At 58.7% G+C, this 3,661-nt stretch carries 1 protein-coding gene; it reads left to right on the forward strand.

Going from position 1 to position 3,661, the window contains the following annotated elements:
• Window positions 1–3,661: beta strand repeat-containing protein (locus ACNFIC_RS23825; protein ID WP_416782280.1), on the forward strand; the 3,661-nt coding region annotated here is incomplete at both ends.

Genomic DNA, 3,661 nt, shown 5'->3' on the forward strand with positions numbered 1-3,661 from the left:
CGGCGGCACTGAGTACCAGGTCAACGTCGACGCCAGCGGTAAAGGCACTCTGCAAGTCCCGAACACCAACACCGATGATGTCTACAAAGACCCGTCGACCCTGACCGCGACCGTCACCAAAGTGGATGGCGGCAACTTCGAAGCCGTCGACCTGAGCAAATCCAGTGTCACGGCCAACATCGAAGACACCCTCGACACCACCACCGTCACCGTGACGGCAGATCCGGCGAAAGAAGGCGACGCTAACGTCACCTTCAACTTCCAGTTGAGCAATCCGCCGCAGACTGGCAGCGCTACTACGCTGACCGTGAGCGTCGGTGGCACCGAATATCAGGTCAACGTCGATGCCAGCGGCAAAGGCACGCTACAAGTGCCGAATACCAACGTCGATGACGTTTATAAAGACGAAAGCACCGTCACTGCGACCGTCACCAAGGTCGAGGGCGGCAACTTCGAAAACGTTAGCCTGACCGGCGCTTCGGCGACCGCGACTGTGGCCGACACCCTCGATACCACCACCGTCACTGTCACCGCAGATCCGGCGAAAGAAGGCGACGCAAACGTCACCTTCAACTTCCAGTTGAGCAATCCACCGCAGACTGGCAGCGCTACTACCCTGACCGTGAACGTCGGCGGCACCGAATATCAGGTCAACGTCGATGCTTCCGGCAAGGGCACGCTGCAAGTGCCGAACACCAACGTCGATGATGTCTACAAAGACGAGAGCACCGTTACCGCGACCGTCACCAAGGTTGAGGGCGGCAACTTCGAAAACGTCAGCCTGAACGGCGCTTCGGCGACCGCGACCGTGGCCGACACTCTCGACACGACCACCGTCACCGTCACAGCAGACCCAGCGAAAGAAGGCGACGCAAACGTCACCTTCAACTTCCAGCTGAGCAACCCGCCGCAGACTGGCAGTGCAACCACCCTGACCGTGAACGTTGGCGGCACTGAGTACCAGGTCAACGTCGATGCTTCCGGTAAGGGCACGCTGCAAGTGCCGAACACCAACGTCGATGACGTCTACAAAGACGAGAGCACCGTTACCGCGACCGTCACCAAGGTCGAAGGCGGCAACTTCGAGAACGTCAGCCTGAATGGCGCTTCGGCGACCGCGACTGTGGCCGACACTCTCGACACGACCACCGTCACCGTCACAGCAGACCCAGCGAAAGAAGGCGACGCAAACGTCACCTTCAACTTCCAGCTGAGCAATCCACCGCAGACTGGCAGCGCTACCACTTTGACTGTGAACGTCGGTGGTACTGAGTACCAGGTCAACGTCGATGCTTCCGGTAAGGGCACGCTGCAAGTCCCGAATACCAACGTCGAAGACGTCTACAAGGACGAAAGCACCGTCACTGCGACCGTTACCAAAGTTGAAGGCGGTAACTTCGAGAACGTCAGTCTGAATGGCGCGTCGGCCACCGCGACCGTGACCGACACCATTACGCCGGAAGGTACGACTACCGTCACCGTGACGGCAGACCCGGCGAAAGAAGGTGATGCGAACGTCACCTTCAACTTCCAGCTGAGCAATCCGCCGCAAACTGGCAGCCCGGTCACTCTGACCGTGAACGTCGGCGGCACTGAGTACCAGGTCAACGTCGATGCTTCCGGCAAGGGCACGCTGCAAGTGCCGAACACCAACACCGATGACGTCTACAAAGACGCTTCAACCCTGACCGCGACCGTCACTAAAGTAGACGGTGGCAACTTCGAAGCTGTGGACCTGAGCAAATCCAGTGTCACGGCCAACATCGAAGACACCCTCGACACCACCACCGTCACCGTGACAGCAGATCCAGCGAAAGAGGGCGATGCGAACGTCACCTTCAACTTCCAGCTGAGCAATCCGCCGCAAACCGGCAGCGCCACCACGCTGACTGTGGACGTCGGTGGTACTGAGTATCAGGTCAACGTTGATGCCAGCGGTAAAGGCACGCTGCAAGTCCCGAACACCAACGTCGATGACGTTTATAAAGACGAAAGCACCGTCACTGCGACCGTTACCAAAGTAGACGGCGGCAACTTCGAGAGCGTGAGCCTGAATGGCGCTACAGCCACTGCGACCGTTGCTGACACTATCGACACCACCACTGTCACCGTGACGGCAGACCCAGCGAAAGAAGGCGACGCAAACGTCACCTTCAACTTCCAGCTGAGCAATCCGCCGCAAACTGGCAGCGCCACTACGTTGACCGTCAACGTTGGTGGCACCGAATATCAGGTCAATGTCGATGCTTCCGGTAAGGGCACTCTGCAAGTGCCAAACACCAACGTCGAAGACGTTTACAAAGACGAAAGCACCGTCACCGCGACCGTTACCAAAGTCGAAGGCGGTAACTTCGAGAACGTCAGCCTGAATGGCGCCTCGGCCACCGCGACCGTGACCGACACCATTACGCCGGAAGGTACGACTACCGTCACTGTGACGGCAGACCCAGCGAAAGAAGGCGACGCAAACGTCACCTTCAACTTCCAGCTGAGCAACCCACCGCAAACTGGCAGCCCGGTCACGCTGACCGTGAACGTCGGTGGTACTGAGTACCAGGTCAACGTCGATGCTTCCGGCAAGGGCACGCTGCAAGTGCCGAACACCAACACCGATGACGTCTACAAAGACCCGTCGAGCCTGACTGCAACTGTCACCAAAGTGGATGGCGGCAACTTCGAAGCCGTAGACCTGAGCAAATCCAGTGTCACGGCCAACATCGAAGACACCCTCGACACCACCACCGTCACTGTCACAGCAGACCCGGCGAAAGAGGGCGATGCGAACGTCACCTTCAACTTCCAGCTGAGCAATCCGCCGCAGACGGGCAGTGCAACCACCCTGACCGTGAACGTTGGCGGCACCGAATATCAGGTCAACGTCGACGCCAGCGGCAAAGGCACGCTGCAAGTCCCGAATACCAACGTCGATGACGTCTACAAAGACGAGAGCACTGTCACAGCCACTGTGACCAAGGTGGAGGGCGGTAACTTCGAGAACGTCAGCCTGACCGGCGCTTCGGCGACCGCGACCGTGGCTGACACCCTCGATACAACCACCGTCACCGTCACGGCAGACCCAGCGAAAGAAGGCGACGCGAACGTCACCTTCAACTTCCAGTTGAGCAATCCGCCACAGACTGGCAGCGCCACGACGCTGACTGTGAACGTGGGCGGTACTGAATATCAGGTCAACGTCGATGCTTCCGGTAAGGGCACACTGCAAGTGCCGAACACCAACACCGATGACGTGTACAAAGACGAAAGCACGGTTACCGCAACCGTCACCAAAGTCGAAGGCGGCAACTTCGAGAACGTCAGCCTGAATGGCGCGTCAGCGACCGCGACTGTGGCCGACACTCTCGATACCACTACCGTTACTGTCACCGCAGATCCGGCGAAAGAAGGCGACGCCAACGTCACCTTCAACTTCCAACTGAGCAATCCGCCGCAGACCGGCAGCGCCACCACGCTGACTGTGAACGTGGGTGGTACTGAGTACCAGGTCAACGTCGATGCTTCCGGTAAGGGCACACTGCAAGTCCCGAACACTAACGTCGATGACGTCTACAAGGACGAAAGCACTGTCACTGCGACCGTTACCAAAGTCGAAGGTGGCAACTTCGAGAATGTCAGCCTGAACGGCGCTTCGGCGACCGCGACT

Origin of the sequence: Pseudomonas sp. NY15463 (assembly GCF_048068415.1) — a bacterium.
In the GTDB taxonomy this organism is placed as follows: domain Bacteria; phylum Pseudomonadota; class Gammaproteobacteria; order Pseudomonadales; family Pseudomonadaceae; genus Aquipseudomonas; species Aquipseudomonas mosselii_C.